Source organism: Pirellulaceae bacterium (assembly GCA_029243025.1).
Taxonomy (GTDB): Bacteria; Planctomycetota; Planctomycetia; order Pirellulales; family Pirellulaceae.
In genome coordinates this window covers 61741-76404 of the sequence record JAQWSU010000032.1, presented here as the reverse complement: position 1 = coordinate 76404, position 14664 = coordinate 61741, and the positions used below count along the sequence as shown (strand labels likewise).

At 52.7% G+C, this 14664-nt stretch carries 10 protein-coding genes; 4 read left to right on the top strand and 6 right to left on the bottom strand.

The window, feature by feature from the left end; genetic code table 11:
* Positions 1-9: 9 nt before the first annotated feature.
* The 3 genes from P8N76_14795 to P8N76_14785 form a co-directional block, all read right to left on the bottom strand.
* Positions 10-828: a MotA/TolQ/ExbB proton channel family protein gene (locus P8N76_14795; protein ID MDG2382934.1), complete on the bottom strand. Its 819-nt coding sequence runs from the start codon at positions 826-828 to the stop codon at positions 10-12.
* Between the two features lie 375 nt (positions 829-1203).
* Complete coding sequence (locus tag P8N76_14790; GenBank protein MDG2382933.1) at positions 1204-2262, bottom strand: hypothetical protein; 1059 nt, start codon at positions 2260-2262, stop codon at positions 1204-1206.
* Positions 2263-2304: 42 nt separating this feature from the next.
* Positions 2305-5337 (bottom strand): hypothetical protein, encoded by a 3033-nt coding sequence (locus tag P8N76_14785; GenBank protein MDG2382932.1) that lies wholly within the window; start codon positions 5335-5337, stop codon positions 2305-2307.
* A gap of 419 nt (positions 5338-5756) precedes the next feature.
* Between P8N76_14785 and P8N76_14780 the strand changes: the two genes are divergently transcribed.
* Together P8N76_14780 and P8N76_14775 are read left to right on the top strand one after the other, a co-directional pair.
* Positions 5757-6752 carry a hypothetical protein gene (locus tag P8N76_14780; protein ID MDG2382931.1) on the top strand — a complete coding sequence of 332 codons (996 nt, stop codon included), beginning with the start codon at positions 5757-5759 and terminating at the stop codon, positions 6750-6752.
* Positions 6749-8170, top strand: coding sequence for a hypothetical protein (locus tag P8N76_14775; GenBank protein ID MDG2382930.1), 1422 nt, complete (start codon positions 6749-6751; stop codon positions 8168-8170). Before P8N76_14780 ends, P8N76_14775 begins: the two co-directional genes overlap by 4 nt.
* A gap of 9 nt (positions 8171-8179) precedes the next feature.
* On the opposite strand, the gene P8N76_14770 is transcribed toward P8N76_14775, so the two are convergent.
* Positions 8180-9178: a hypothetical protein gene (locus P8N76_14770; GenBank protein ID MDG2382929.1), complete on the bottom strand. Its 999-nt coding sequence runs from the start codon at positions 9176-9178 to the stop codon at positions 8180-8182.
* A 544-nt stretch (positions 9179-9722) separates the two neighbouring features.
* Between P8N76_14770 and P8N76_14765 the strand changes: the two genes are divergently transcribed.
* The gene (locus tag P8N76_14765; protein ID MDG2382928.1) at positions 9723-10391 is read left to right on the top strand and encodes a hypothetical protein; all 669 of its coding nucleotides are present in this window, start codon (positions 9723-9725) and stop codon (positions 10389-10391) included.
* 70 nt (positions 10392-10461) lie between these two features.
* Here P8N76_14765 and P8N76_14760 read toward each other — a convergent pair whose 3' ends face one another.
* Positions 10462-12474: a VWA domain-containing protein gene (locus P8N76_14760; GenBank protein MDG2382927.1), complete on the bottom strand. Its 2013-nt coding sequence runs from the start codon at positions 12472-12474 to the stop codon at positions 10462-10464.
* 410 nt (positions 12475-12884) lie between these two features.
* Here P8N76_14760 and P8N76_14755 point away from each other — a divergent pair, with 410 nt between their 5' ends.
* The gene (locus tag P8N76_14755) at positions 12885-13853 is read left to right on the top strand and encodes an alpha/beta fold hydrolase (GenBank protein MDG2382926.1); all 969 of its coding nucleotides are present in this window, start codon (positions 12885-12887) and stop codon (positions 13851-13853) included.
* A gap of 48 nt (positions 13854-13901) precedes the next feature.
* On the opposite strand, the gene P8N76_14750 is transcribed toward P8N76_14755, so the two are convergent.
* Positions 13902-14489, bottom strand: a complete 588-nt coding sequence (locus P8N76_14750; GenBank protein MDG2382925.1) for a LysM peptidoglycan-binding domain-containing protein — start codon at positions 14487-14489, stop codon at positions 13902-13904.
* Positions 14490-14664 lie beyond the last annotated feature (175 nt).

The window sequence follows — 14664 nt, the reverse complement described above, 5'->3', positions numbered from 1 at the left end:
AACAGCCTGTTACTTCTTGTTTTCATCAGCCGAAGCAAACCGACTCATTAAATTGTCGCTGAGAATGCCGACCTCGAGGACGAGGCGAGAAACACGATTTCGTAACAAGTTGTAAGCCGCAATGGCAGGGATGGCGATCAGGAGTCCGATCAGGGTAGTGAACAGAGCGGTTGAAATACCCTGTGCCAGTTCGGCTGGTTTCGGTGTTGTTGAAGTATTGGCGATCACCTGGAATGAGCTGATCATACCGTGCACTGTTCCAAACAAACCAATCATCGGGCTAATCGTCCCGATGAGCGACATGTAGCTCAGACGATGTTCTAGCTTCATGTTTTCTTCTTCGCCAACTTCCTGCATTGCCTCGATCGCTTGATTGTATCCCGAGGACAATTTAGCGAGCCCGGCCGAGAGTACCTGGCCGAGAAACGATTCATCGTTCTTCGCTAGTTCATAGGCTTCCTGATATTTTTGTTCGTTTAGATTCGCTTCAAACGATTCAACAAGGTCCAGCGGACACACACTGTCCCGTCGTGCGGTCAGTAAATTCATGACGATCAGAGCTACGAGTGTCGTGGACAGGAGTAGGAAGATCAGAGAGTAACCCCAGCCCAGTGCGGACAAAGCCCAGCCAAGATAGCTCGGAGGAGGTCCTGTTGTTTCCGAACCTGCGTCCTCAACGGCAGCGGCCTCTTCTTGTCCCCAAGCGGAAGAATGAAGGGAGTTGGTTGTTACGCCCGCCTGAATTGTCCAGAGAAAGCAAGCCGCGAACAGAAATAGCATGAGTCCATGACGTGTAGGGCGATGATTTAACATCTTACGAAGTCTCATCTTGACCTCCGGAAATTGTGGTAATTAGCGAACGAGGCAGTGGATTGAAGTGAAGAATCTTTGACCGAAGACGGTTTAGTCTGTCCATCAAGCGGTTCGTTTGGTTCGCTCCAATACACGCGACGCAATGGAAAGCCGGAGACCTCAAATACTCCGAGGGACGATCTCTTGAGCTTTGAGTCTTTCGGTTCCGTTGGGTGTTTCTCATATGACAGGTCTAGTTGTCTGTAATCTTTCCATTGTAATCGTCTGGAAAGGCGTGAGTAAGCCGACCTCAGGGCAACTTACGCTTCTGCATTAACGGGGCTCTGCGCGTTTCCCAGGTTTCATGGCTCGCCCAAGTCGCCGATGTGTCTGGATTCTGATCGAATTCGGTTAGCTGCGTTTTGCCCATCCGGTGGAGCCATAGCGAGACTTTAGCAAACTTCGAGCCTGAACTCCCCGATCGGGGCTGTTGACCTTTGGCCAAAGTTCACTGAGGTAAAACAACGCTTCGGCATGAGCATCCCGTTGATTGAAGAACATCAAGTCGACATGGAGGTAGGCGAGCACCGCATCCAAGGGACGATTTGCCTTGCGATAGGCTGCACCCTGAGCCAGGTAGGCTTGGGCGAAGAGCTGTGCATCCGCTGCGTCGTTTTTGGCAACCACATCTTCCAGCGTCTGAATCGCTTCGTCTGTTTTTCCCAGTTCCGCGATGGAAGCTGCTTTTCCTATCTGTGCAAAGGTCTGTTGACGCATCGACTCGGGATCATCGATTTGCGCCGACAAGGCTTGGTCGAACTTGGTGACGGCATCGTTGAATTTACCTTCAGCGCGCAATGCAGCTCCTTCGAGAACGGCGCTTTTGAGCTTGTATTCTGGCCACGGTGCTTTGGCGAGTTGTTTGTAGTACAGGTTGGCTTTGTCATAGCTGCCTATCATCAGCGCCAGATCACCTAACAATTCGACTGTTTCGTAAAAGTGGTAACTGTTCCGCGTGGTTTTGTTTTTTACGAACGCCAATAACAGGGAGATGGCATTATTGGGACTCCCCGTGCCGCGGAGTGCAAGATTTGCCATGGCGCTGGCTCGATAAAAAGCTGCTTCCTGTTTGAGAATGTCACTTGCCCCGCTCGGTATCCGCACGTCATCTAGGCTTTTTAATGCCTGTTCATATTGCCCGGAGTGAATTGACGCGCGGCCTTGTCGCAAAGGCGCCGGCTCGCCGGCCAATCCAATGCGGTCAATTTCGTTGACCGGAATAGTACGTTCACTGCCCGATGTTTCAACAATTACCTCATTTCGGTTGGCTGTTTTAATGTTGCCTAGCACCTTGGAGCCGCGCCGAGTTCGACGATTTAGCGTCACCGTATCTTGTGCTGAGAGTGTGGATACGAGCATCAGGCCAAGCAGTATTCCACTGACAATGCGTAATTGAGTTCGATACGACATAATGAAGGGGGGCGCCGAGAAAAGTAAGGTGGTTGATCGTAGCTACGAAGTTTTTAAGCCGGTTGGCGGATCGCCAAGAGCCTTCTGGATACGTTTCAGCAATTGGTCATATTTTGCTTTTTGAGCCGCTCCGCCGAGTTCTTGATAGAATCTCGCGGTTGCATTGATGTCGTTCTTGGCTTGCGCCAAGGTGGTGTCACGTTTTGCCTTTTTTTGTTGCAGAGCATACTGATAGCGGGATTCGGCTAGGTGGTATCGGCAGTCATGAAATAACTTGTTGAGTTTTTGGCTTGAGGCCACGAGTTTCGCAATCCGACCATAGCCCCAGATCAGGTTTTGATTTTTATCTGCTTTGGGTTGGTCGCCACGAATGGCTTTCAGATAGGCTTCAGGATTTCCCTTATCGCCCCATTCTTGCAGTGTGCGGGCCGCCTCAAACTGCACATAGACTTGCGTTTCTTGTTTTTCAAGAATCTTGGTTAGGATCTCCATCGCATTTCGGAAGTCTCCCATTTCACGATAAGCGACTGCTAATCGATTTTGCGTTTGTAAGCGACGTTGGGCCGACAGTTGAATCTTTCCCGCGTCCGCTTGGCTTAAGATCGATGTGTAGATGTCAGCGGCCTTGCTGAAAAAACTTTTCGACTCGTCGGAGACCTGACCGCCGGCACCGATCATTTCCCGCCCTAAGGTCAAGTAGGAGTCTGCGATCCAGTTGAGGATCGGGACTTCTCTTGTTGTGGCGGCTGCTTGATCGAGAAATTGTTGAAATGCTACGGACAAACTGCGACGTGATGTGGCATCTGCCTTGCTGATTTGATTTTGAAGATTTTTCGCCAACGTCACATAGATTCTCGACAGCCTTTGTTGTCCAGCCGGATCGTCGCCAAGCGTTTCTTTGAGAGAGTCCAGGGCCGCCAACGCCTTCTTCACGCCATCGTCGGCTTGCTCTGCATTCGCTAGGGAGGCAATGTGAGCCAGAATATCCAACACGTAAGCCCGCTCGACTAACGCAGGCGACGACGTGATGGCTGGATTTTTTTGATCGGCTAACGTTTTTGGGCCGAAGGAGCGATTCTCGAGTAACTCGAGTGAGGCAGTTGTGTTTCCTTGGTCTAAGTGATACTGGGCAAGCGACAGTGCGGCTGCGACCCGCGATACGGATGTCGAGTCATTGGCCGTATGCTTCAGTCCTTGGGTTAATAATTCGATCGCTTTGTCTCGAAGTCCGCCATCAAAACTGGTGTCTTGGAGTGATTGATTCCACAACGCCTGACCGATTGCCATTTCGGCAGCGCCTCGCTTCGGCGAGTCTGATGATATTTTTTGCAGATATTTTTCAGCTTGTTCCAGATCACCTGATTGAACGGCCAGAGTGACTAGCGTACTGAGTGCATCGAATGCCTCCGGCTGACCGCTCCAGCGTGTTGCGATGAAATTGGCACAATCAACGATTCGATCGGACAGTTGGCGGGCAACCGGATCGCTGCCGTCTCCGTAAAGTTTCACCAACGAGGCCAAAGCGACGGATGCCGCTCGACGCCCTTCGGCGGAAGCTGGAAAGCGGCGAGCAAGGAAGTCCCCCAGCACGGCCGCGGAATAATAGTTTCCTTGGTAGTAGTGGAGAGTGCAGAGGTAGTAACGCACGGTGTTCAGGTCTTCCACCGGAACTTCCGCATCTGCCAATTGATAAGCCTGTTTGAATAGGGTGAGGGAGCGACCCTCACCTTCGGTCAGTTGCTGCTTGGCTTCTGCTAACCGCTCTTCAACTTCCTGGCGGTTCTCCGGCTCTTTAATCTGTGGCAAGCGACGCTGCAGTAGGGTGATGGTGCCCACAGCCAGTTGTCGCTCGTTGAGTGCTTTTTTAGCGGCTTCAAAGGCCGCATCGAAGTTGGTGAACTCTGATTCGACAACGGTTTTGTTTTTGGTCGGAGCTCCCAGTTGAGCCAGCAGTTCATGGGCTTGCGATTGCGTCACCCCTTTTTGCTTTGCCACTTCGATAGCAAGTCGACGTGCGTCTGAGAGCAGATCGGCCTTCGAACGCCCCTTCTTATCCTGCGCTTCGGCGATGTAGGCTTCGGCCAAGAGTAGCTTGACACGTAACCAATCCGAGGCCTGACGTTCATTTGGTCGCTCTTTCGCCAGCCAAGGTTGGCTCCGCTTAATGGCCTCTTGGGGCTGGTTGATGTCGGCATGGAGCCAACATGCCATGGCCCCTGCCAGAGCTTTTGTCTTCAACGCTCGCAATGCGGTTTCATCAGCCGGCAGGTCTAGCAAGTCTTTGTAATAGGTCAGGGCCTCCTTAGGAGCTGAGGCTTGATCGCGACAGCGAGCCTGAAAAAGCACCGCGGACAGGCCGGCCAAACGTCGCCGATATTTGGTGGCGACGACTCCAAAGGCATCTTCGGCCGCTTTCAATCCGTTTTTGCGCTGTTTGCTATCCTTGGGATAAGTTTGGGCTTTTTCAAACAGCACCATGGCTGAAATAAATTGAGCCTGGACATAATCGCTGCGAAGTTGATCGCGTAGTTTGACTTCGGCTTCGTCTTTTTCAGGATCTAAGGCCTTAGGAAATCCTTCCAGCCGTTTACGAATCTTTTTCTTGTTGCTGACAAAAAGCGTGTTAGCTCGAGTAAACAGATTGCGGGCTCCTTTGCGAAGCTCCGCCTGTTGTTCTGGTCCGGCCGATGGTCGATCCGCCTGCGTCAACCGGATCCGGGCACGTTCCACTAAGATGTCGCCCAATTTGCCGCTGGCAGCCAGTGATAGAGCGTGTTGCGGTGCCTCTTTGGTAAAAGCTTCAAACTCCGCTTGTGCTTGGTCAAGGTAACGTTCCTTGCCCGCCAATTGCCGTTGAGCCAGTGCGGCTGAAATAAGTGTGATCCCCTTTTCGTAGCGAAGGGTGACCACCGTTTCTGCGGGAAGTGAATCCGAGGATGAGACACGATTCAAATAGGCGATAGCAAGATCAAAGTAACCGCGCTCTCGCAGGGCTGCGAGGAATTGTGACACGGGTTCCTCGCCAACCGCGTTGCGAGTCCCCAATGAGAAAAGTGTTGCAATGAGCAGAAGCATTGCACTGTATCGAACAATGGTAGCTCGCCAAAATTTTATCGATGCCATCCGGTTCCCTAAACAGAGCCTAGACATGTTACGATGGGTGAAGTTACTTGATGTTTCACCTTATTAACCGATGCAGAATTCAGTCTTTAGGAACTCAGCACGACGAAATTTAGCGTGGCAGGGGTGCCAGCCGGGTTCCGGCGCTGGCTGGCAGGAAGCCCTGCTGCCTAACTCCAACTTATTTGGTTTTGACAATTTAAGCAAATCCCAAGCAACATTGAATTTGGGATCTAGCAGTTCTAAATTCCTACAAGTCATTTGATCAGCACGATGGGCTCTCACGACGTCAAAGGTTAAGTTTTCACAACCTTCCACTCTCCAGTAGAACGCATTGACACGCCCTTGGCACGAGGTCGTGACGAGGATTCCTCATGTTTCAAGATCGAGGTCAACGGCGCCAGGTGAAATTGGCTGCTGATTCGGCCGCCAAGTCGGCTCAAAATCGACTTGTGACCTTGTTTTTCATGTTGGCGATGGTCTTGGTCATGATGCAACAGGCGGCTCAACCCCGCACTTGGGGCTGGCTGTGGGGAATGGGAAGTTCTGGGGCTGGAGAGTCCTCCGAGCTGTCAGGAACCGGTCGCCCGCTCGCTTCTGACCCGATCCCTGATCGTTTTCTGTCGCCATTGGAGAGCCCTGTTCCAGATGAGTCTCAATTTGAAGCGGACCGGGCCGATCTTTCGGTTGACCCCCAGCGGCTCGCGACCATTCAGGATGACACCTATTTCCGGCAAAAGGAGGCGCCAGCTTGGTTCTATCTCTACCAGCGACTGCAAGAGACTCCATTGGAAGTGGTGGATGCGATCGGACGAGATCGGCAGCTCAGTCGGCTGCAAATCTATCGGCAAACCGACTCGTATCGTGGGCAGCTGGTTCGGCTGCAGGGTATCGTCCGACGAGCATTCCGAGTGCCGGCTGTTGAAAATGATTTGGGGATTGAATCTCATTGGCAGCTCTGGATGTTTGAAAATCGAGAGGCGAATGACCCGATTGTTGTTTACGCCTTAGAGATGCCCCCAGGGTTTCCGGAAGGAATCGAACTTGAAGAAGATGTATGGCTGACGGGATATGTCTACAAACGTTGGTCCTATCCGGCGAAAGGTGGGTTGATGGTGGCACCGGTCGTATTGGCCAAAAGGGCTCATTGGTTGCCTGCCGCTTCAAGCAACATTTCTTCGGAAAATGTGGAATGGTCTGACCTTGGTTGGACCGTCGCCATGGTGGTGCTTGCCGCCATTCTGATCGCCCGTATCCTGATGCGTTTGTCTCCTCTCACGGTAAAGCGACACCGCCAGAAGGTAACGGTCGACCAAGCTCCTGTCAGCTTTGATTTTTTGAGTGAAAATGAGGCCGAGGACAAACGATGAATTCGTTTTTGTGTCGCCGTTTCTTAGTTATCGTTTGGTTGTCGCTCCTCGCCTCTTCCGTCTTCTTCACGACGTCAGAGCTTTTTTCGCAGTCATCTGCCCAAGGGCCCGCGGAGATCTTGCAGCTATTCGGGATGGACAAGAGCACGCTGCGACAGTTTGTTGACGGAACCGAATTGAGTTCGGACGAACATGAACCGTTGATTCGTTTACTATCTTTGCTGCCTCGCTTTGACCGACTTGATCTTTCTCGCTGGAGCCGTCCGGTTGAAACAGGGGCAACGATTGCGAATGATCCGGCTGTTGCTCGAGGTGAATTCTTTCGACTACGCGGCTGGGTCTGTGGGATAGAGGAGATTGAATTACCGAGTGAGTCGTCGCGCCGATTCGACTTTGACCGTTTTTATCAACTGGAGGTCCGCTTATCTTCTGAGGAGCGTAGCGTGCTCGTCTGTTGCCGCAATGTGCCCGCTGCCTGGCGACTTCCCGCAGCGAGGAGTGTCGAAATACCGATGAGCTGTGAGGCGATGTTCGTGAAAAATGGCCTCGGCGAAACGGGCTCTGAACAACTTGTGTTCGTTACCGATCATGTCGCTTGGCATCCATTTGAGCCCGATGCTCAACTTGGAGTTTCTGCTGGACAGGCTTTGTTGGGACAAGCCGGGATGGATGTCAGCCTGTTTGCTGATTTGTCGCAGGCCAAGCCGATTGGCCATACCGATCGGGATTGTTTTTACGAGATGCTGTGGGCCGTTGGGCGACTCGATCCCAGTGCGATGCGGCAAGTTGCACAGGTTGGTTTTGATATTGGCCAACTCCTGCAGCATCCGCGGCAGGAGGCCGGAGAATTTTACCTGCTACAAGGAGTCGCTCGCCGAGCTTTTCGAGTGCAAGTCGATGATCCTGATATCCGCGAGAGATTTGGTCTCGATCACTATTATGAGGTCGATTTATTTCTAACCCTGCCACGCACCCTGAAGCTCGTCGATCCGAGCGACGGTGAGGCACGTTACTACCAGACTTATCCCGTGACCTGCTGCGTTCGGCAGCTTCCGGAAGGAATGCCCGAAGGAAGTGAGATCCGACAGGAGATTACCGTTTGCGCTAGCTATCTGAAGTTGTGGTCGTACAAGAGTCGTTTTGCCGCCGGCCGAGCGGCGACAAAGGCCGGTCAGAAACGACGACAAGTCAGTCCACTGTTTATCGCTCGTACGGTCCAACCGGTTCGTCCGACTTACCAACGCACCGCCTGGCCTGAAGTTGCCCTCGTAATCGGCTTTCTCTTTTCCATGGTCGTGATCGGTGCCAGCGGTTGGTACTATGCCCGCTCCGATCGGGCATTTGTCAATTGGCGCCACCGTCGGCCCGATCGGTTGCCCGACCGATTTGACGACGGATTTGATGACGACGCGGTTTAGACGACGCGATCAGAGGTTGGGGTTTGCTTGATTCCAATCGCTGAGTGGCGGTAAGATTCCCATCTCAATGACTTCGTCTCGCAACTTAGCCAGGTGACCATAGGATGCCTTGAGTTCCGCGATTTCGTCGTCCGTGCCAACTGGCATTTGGAAGGTGACGCCTTGCGAGTCGACATTGGTTTCCATGGCCATCATGATTTGTGACAAATTATCAAGATTGACGTAAACACCGACAGGCCAGGGATAGGTCTCGTCCGACATCGCACAACGAATCATCAAAAGCGATTGGTGCGAAGGACTTTGGAACGAACTGCGACCTCGTAATTGGATGATCCGTTTTCCACCTTGGCAGACTCGCTGTTTGATTTCAGACCAAGCATCATGGGTTAAAGCATCCGTGCCAATTAAATCGACAAGTGGTTTGCCATCGATTTTCGCTGTGCTGGCAAAGACTGCCATCTGCTCGCCATGGCCCCCGTAGGTTCGACAACCTGTTACGTTATTTTGCGGAATTTTGAAATGTTGGCTCAACGCGGTTTGCAGTCGCGTGCTGTCGAGAGCGGCTAAGGTGGCGACACGAGAGGGGCTCAGGCCAGAATGGACCAGAGTGGTCAAACCGGTGATGTCTGCAGGGTTGAAGATCACGACGACGAGCTTTACGTTGGGGCAGTACTGTTTGATGTCTTTGCCCAATTGAGCTGCGATTTCGGCGTTACCTTTGAGCAAGTCTTCCCGAGTCATCCCGTCTTTTCGGGGAGCACCGCCCGATGAGACGATGTAATCGGCTCCCGTCAGGGCTTCCTTGATGTCACTTGTCCAGGTCACATTCGCACCCGGAAATGCACAGTGGTACATCTCTTCGGCTGCACCTTCCATGCCCGCCGCAAACGGATCAAATCCACATACGTTTGGTGTCAAACCCATCGTGAGTGCCGACTGCATCATGTTGGAGCCGATTGCCCCGGCGGCGCCGAGAATCACCAGTTTGTCTTGCGATAGGTAACCCATAGTACGATGTGTCTCCGAAATAGCATTGGCCTGTAAAGGTGTGATTTGGTCGGTGTGTGGGCTCACTCCAATTCCCGCCGGCAGGACTGGGGCGACAGAAAGAAGGAAGCGAACTCCCAAAATCATACCGCCATCCATGGAGGCTCGGAAGCGGGGGCACCTTCATTCGACTTGTGTTCGCTTAGGCGGGCGATGCGGCTAAATGGTTGATCAGAAATGGGGCGATCGTCGATTTAAGCGTCATCCTCAGTAGGCGAGGGCCGAGGGGAAAGGCAAGCTTGCACGACGGTTGGGGCACCTCTCGGCTGCAAACAAGTTCGAGGCGATCCGTCCTCGTGGATCTTACGATCGCTTTGCGTGATGCTTGTGCTAGCTGGCTTTCAGGACATGTTGCGGGCTCGTTTAAGCCATCCAGCGAAAAGATCTCTTGCCTCTTCGGAGGCTCGCCGCTATTTTTCGCCGTAACTAGTAAGCCGCTGAAGCAGGTTTGATGGGGTCAAACGGTCTCACCTTGATTTTGCAGGCGGTTCAATCGGAGGATTCCATGTCAAATATTTGGCAAAACCGTTTTTACACAATTGCAGTTTCCTTGGTATCGGCCGTACTGCTGGTATCTTCTGCGGGATGCGTTGGTCTGTTGGCAAACTTGATGAATGCTGCCAACGGCAACCTTGCTCCAGCTGCCTACACGGGTCTCGAAGGCAAGCGGGTGGCTGTGGTCTGTGTCTCGAATTCGGAAATGTTTGGACCCACCGAGGCCTCGATGAACCTGGCCAAACGAGTGGGAGTTCTGATTCGAAAGAATGTGGAAGAGATTAAGTTGGTGTCACCCCAAGAGATCGCCAATTGGATTGACCGCAATGATTGGGATCATCTCGATTACACCGAAGTTGGGCGCGGTGTGACCGCGGATATGGTGGTCGCCGTTGATTTGGACAGTTTTAGTCTTCACGATGGCAAGACGCTCTACAAGGGTCGAGCGAATTTAAAGGTGGTGGTCTACGACATGAATCAAGGTGGTAAGAAGGTCTTCACCGCAACACCGCCGCAGATTCAATTCCCAAGTAATTCCGGCTATCACACCACCGACATATCTGAAGCCGAGTTCAGTAAACAGTTCGTGACTCTGGTTGCTAAACGAGTGGCACGAAACTTCTATCCATTTGACGTCGCCGAGGATTATGCGGCAGATGTATCACTGATTCGATCGTAATTCGCTGAAAAACAGGCTATTGAACAATTCGCTTGACGAGACCCAAGCGAATCATGGCCCGAAGCGTCTCTTAGAGTTTGGGAAGCGGTCGGCGGGGTGCAGGCCGTTTGAGCATCCGACGTTTTTCATCGGTTGCCGGTCGAGGTTGATTGTTGTTGTTTCCGGCGACCGCATTTCTAGGTGGATTGACAGGTGTGTGGCTATCCTGCCAAGACCAGCTCATCGGCAAGTCCAGTTCGCGTTGAGCGAGTGCTGACCAGGGAGTCCCCGCGTGTTCTTGGGTGACTCGTGTTAAGTATTCGTGTGCCTTATCGGCTTGCTTTTTGAGTTGGCTACCAACGGTGATCTCTTCAGCGGGAACCAATCGCCAGGTGTTGTTTTTTGCATCAGTAAACTTGAGTCCGCGCTTCGCCTTGGCCAACATTGCGTTGTAAGTTTCGGTGCGCACCTTGGTGGCCAGCACTCGTCCCATCGCCAGATCGTAGCCCGCTTGCCAACGTGGCACGGTTTCGTCTTCACGCGCCGATTCGCCTCGCTTCAGCGTTTCGTAGATTGCCTGGACCGTTGGCTCTAATTTCGCCGCGCCTTTTTGTGCTTCGGTAAGTTCGCCAGCAAAAGCCGCTTCGCTACGGACCAGAAATCTGACACGAGGTTCTTCCATCGGTGTCAGCCAGGAACGTTCAGCGGCCTCGAGCAACGCCGCTCGGGCGCCATTTTGTCGTACACGACGTCTGTATTCCTTGGCAGAGACGTATTCGGGGCGATAACGACGCATCGTCTGATCGTCAAAAAATCGTTTGATGTGGGCGGAGTAGGCCGATGTCTGGCCGCGGCTTACGTTTTTGGTCGCGTTTCGATTTGGGTGGACGGTAAAGTAGATGCCACCCGTTTCGTAGCACAAGCGAGTGAGAGCAAACGGTCCAAAGCCGGAATCGATTGGCACTTGATCTTCGCGCTGACTGGCAAAGTGAATTTTGACTCGCTCGGGTAGCAATGACTCAGGCCCCTGATCAACTCGGCCCCATTGTGGCGATTGATCAAATTTCGGGTCCGGATCAACCCACTTCATCAGGGTTTCCCTCCTCCCAAATGGTGCTGGTACGCCAACGACGTAGACCGGGATCGCCAAGCGACGACACTGATTCACGGTCTTATCCAACTCGGTTTGATCGTCTCCGGCTTCGTCCGAAAAGACAACGAACATTACGTTGCGACGCGGATCTCGTGTCTCGGGGTCTCGCTCTCGGTACTTTTTAAAGCGGCCAACGGCCGTTTGGATGGCGGTGAAAACGCGTTCCATGCCCGAGTTGTCTTGTTTGATGTCCGAGACCGCGTTTCGGATTTCATCAAGATCATCCGTCGGCTTCTTGAACGGAAAATCAATCTGTTCGCCGAAGGCCACCACGGATGTTAAAAGAGGCTTCGCATCATGACGAGCGAAGGCTTCATTGCCGCTGGCTTCAATGGTTCCCAGTTCTTCATACACACGGTTGAAACGTCGATGGACTTCTTCTCGCTGGCTCGACAGACTACCCGATTGGTCAAAAAACCAAACAACTAACGTCTTGCGCTCTTCCAGTGACATCAGAATTTCATGGGTGATTCGGTCGATCGCACCATCAGCCCCTGTCATGCCAACGCCGGCTGCGCCTTTGATCGAGTGGTTGAGATTGAATTCAGGGCCCGTCGCCGCGTGAATTACTTGCCGCAATTCGACAGTGCCGATTTCTTGTTGATCCATCTCAAGGCCGGCAAGTAACGGGACGTCAGGAGTCTTTAGCTCGCCGGACACGTCGTCAACGGGCCCCCCCATCGCACTGCTGCCAATCACATCGAGCGGTTCGGGATCGAAATGGAACTCCGTTTGAGTGAGCTCGTCAATTTGAGGATCACTCGCGGGTGGAGCGGTTAGAACCAGATCCGGTAAGTGCTTGACTGCTTGAGTCGAGATCAGGCTGATCAAGATCAGGAAGGACAGGTGCACCAGGAAACTGACGACCCAGGCTGAGGAATCCACCTGCCTGCCTCGTCCATCCAAACGAGGTTGCTCTTCATCGGCTCGATTACGATTAAAAATTCCCAATTCTCGATCCTAGCCCTACTGGATAGCGAAACTAGTCCTCTTCATCGCCGATCCTTCGCGAAGAGTGTGCAGCGAATTCGTGCTCGCTTGGTACTCTGGGACGTCAGCCATCTTCCGCTACGGCCCAATGCCTATTTTGAGTTAGTCCGTCGGAACGGGCAAGCGCGAAGTTTCGGCGCAATCAAACAACTTTTCTCTTTCATCCTCACTAACGCAGGAAAAGGCTCTTTGTACTCACATGTTAATTCCTTTTACTCCTACTCTCGCGGGGGATTCGACGTTTGCCCTCGGAAGGAGAGGGATGATACGATAAAGGCTGGTCAGACCACCACTCAGCGAAAATTCGGCATTGTCGAGCGAAAACCCAGTCGGGACAGTCTTCTCGACCTGTAATCGGAGGCTTGGAAAAGATGCCTATCTCTCTCTTCAAACAGTTTAGGCGATTGTGGATCGCCGGCCTCTTGTTGGTCTTTCTTGTGACGCTCCCGGTGATGGCTCAAAAGCAAAAGTCGAAGAAACCGAAGATCGCGCCGCCCGAAAATGTAACGTTGACAACTAAGGATTTCGTGTCGTTGCACTGTGTTTATTACCCTGGAAATCAAGGAAAAAAGACCGTTCCCGTCATTCTCGTGCATGGCTGGGAAGGTCCGCGCGGCGAGGGGAGCAGCCGGGATTGTCAAGAACTGGCGCTTCGTCTGCAAAAGGATGGACATGCCGTCATGGTGCCTGATTTGCGGGGCCACGGTTCCAGCACGATTCGCCGCCTACCGAACGGGCAGGACAAAGTGATTGAACGTGATCAGCTGAGGCCGCAGGATTTCCGCGAGATGCAGCTAGACGTCGAGGCGGTGAAAAAATTTCTCATCAAAAAAAATAACGAAGGCGAGCTGAACATCGAACTTCTCTGCGTGATCGGTTTTGACATGGGCGCCGTTGTAGGTATCAATTGGGTCAATTACGACTGGAGTGTGCCTCCCTTACCTACCTTGAAACAGGGGCAGGACGTCAAAGCTTTTGTGTTAGTTTCTCCTCCTCAGGCCCATCGGGGGGTGCCCATTAACCGAGCTTTTGAGAATGAAGATGTACGAGGCAATCTTTCGGCGATGATCATCTACGGTCGTCAGGCAGGCCGAACGGCCGCCGCAGGAAAGCGAATCTACAATTCATTAAAACGTTCGCATCGTTCCTTGCCTGCGGATCCAGAAGAGGCTGCGCGGGTCAAGGATTTGTATCTATTTGACCTCAACACGAGTCTCCAGGGAAGCAAGCTGTTGGCGAGTCGATCTCTTCGGGTGGCCGATTTGATTTCGGAGTTTGTTAAGGTTCGCTTGGTGGATCGTGCCGATCAATATCCATGGCGCGATCGAAGTGTACCCTGAGCCCATTCCGATTGGGGCGATCGGGCGGATCTTTAAACTCCGTTTGGTTCACCGTGGTGGGATCTTGAGTTCCATGCCGATCGGCAATAGTTCGGGGTCAGACAAGGTATCTTCGTTGATTGCGTAGATTTCGGGGTATCGCGATTCGTCGCCAAGATAACGGTTGGCAAGTCGTTGCAGGTTATCTCCGTCGGTGATGCGATGATTCCGGTATTTCAATGCCGAATCATCTCGTCTTGTGCGGGTTACTTGTGAAACAGATTGGCTCGCGACTTGAGTTGGCTTGGTATCGGGCCAGGCGGTGAAGGAAGTCGTGTTCGTCGACGGGTTGCCAAACGTCATGGCTGTTTCGGTTGTTGCCGGACTCAACCCAACGATCCGAGCTTGGGTCGTGGAGCGGGCGCGAGGTTGTGACCGTTCGGTTTTTCTCGGCGGCACCTTGGTGTGATTTGCTCGGAGAGTCGCACGTCGTTTCGTTGAGTCCTGTGCTGAGGACGTTTGTTCCACGCGCAAGACCAGCTGATCACGTTGTTGTTCGATGGATGGGGATGTTCGGTTGTTTCGGGAGTCCACTGACCAGACAGCCAAGATAACGATACTGATCAGTACGACGGGAGAGCGAAGCAGATTGGGCATTCAGAGGCCTTTCAATCGAGATGCGTCACTATCCTCCATGATCTCAAAACTCGGGGCGGTCCATAATTCGCCAAATTCAGCATCGACTTGACGGCCGAGCGAGCAGGAGCCAATTTCATCGGAATGGCTGGGTCGACGAGTGATCCGGAGCAGATTGACGGATCAGCGAGACGTT